Annotated in this window: 2 protein-coding genes; both read right to left on the reverse strand. The window is 68.0% G+C overall.

Annotation, left to right across the window (positions count from 1 at the left end):
- Nucleotides 1-243, reverse strand: a 243-nt coding sequence (locus EXE44_RS17525; protein ID WP_137718015.1) for an NUDIX domain-containing protein, incomplete at its 3' end; no start/stop codon positions are given.
- Nucleotides 244-352: 109 nt separating this feature from the next.
- Nucleotides 353-740, reverse strand: a 388-nt coding sequence (locus EXE44_RS17530) for a glycosyltransferase family 4 protein (RefSeq protein ID WP_137718016.1), incomplete at its 5' end; no start/stop codon positions are given.

Here is a 740-nt window from a genome sequence, read left to right on the forward strand (position 1 = left end):
GCTGAGACACTCCGAGAGGGATTCCCCGGGCTCGACGCCGCCGCCCGGGAGCGTCCAGAACGGCGAGCCGTCGTCGTGGCGCTCCCTGACGAGCAGGACCCCGTCGTCGTTCGTGACGAGGGCTTTCGCTCCGAACCGGAGCTTCCGGCGCTCGGGTTCACCCTCCGACACGTTCGGAGGGGACGGAGCCCCTCGCTCATCGCGTACCCACCGGACGACGCCTTCGGAAGGGTGATTTCGCATACTCCCTACCGACAGGACCCGTGTTGATTATTATACGGCTCATACCTCGGCACAGGTACAGCCTTCTGACCGAGGTCCACCGGACGCAGCGGCCGCGGGGAGGACCGGTTCACTCCTCGGGGGGGGTGGTCGCAGCGTCGTCGTCCAGCGCGCGAGCGTACAGCGAGAGCAGTTCTTCGACCACGTCGGGCCATGCATAGGACTCCTCAATGCGGCGGCGACTGACTCGGCCCATCCGTTCGGTCGCCTCCGGGTCCGCGAGTACCTCCTCGAGGGCGTCTGTTAGAGCCCGACCGTCCCCGGGAACGACGAGCGCACCGTTCGCCTCGTCGACGAGGGAAGGGATCCCCCCGACGTCGGTCGAGACGATCGCGTTCGCTCCGGCCATCGCCTCGAGGACGGCGATCGGCAGCCCCTCGGCCCTCGTGGGGAGGACGTAGACGCTCCCCTCACCGAGGAGGTCGCGCTTCCGCTCTTCGGACACGAAGCCGACGTAT

This window comes from Halorubrum sp. SS7, from assembly GCF_005435055.1.
Classification (GTDB): domain Archaea; phylum Halobacteriota; class Halobacteria; order Halobacteriales; family Haloferacaceae; genus Halorubrum; species Halorubrum salinarum.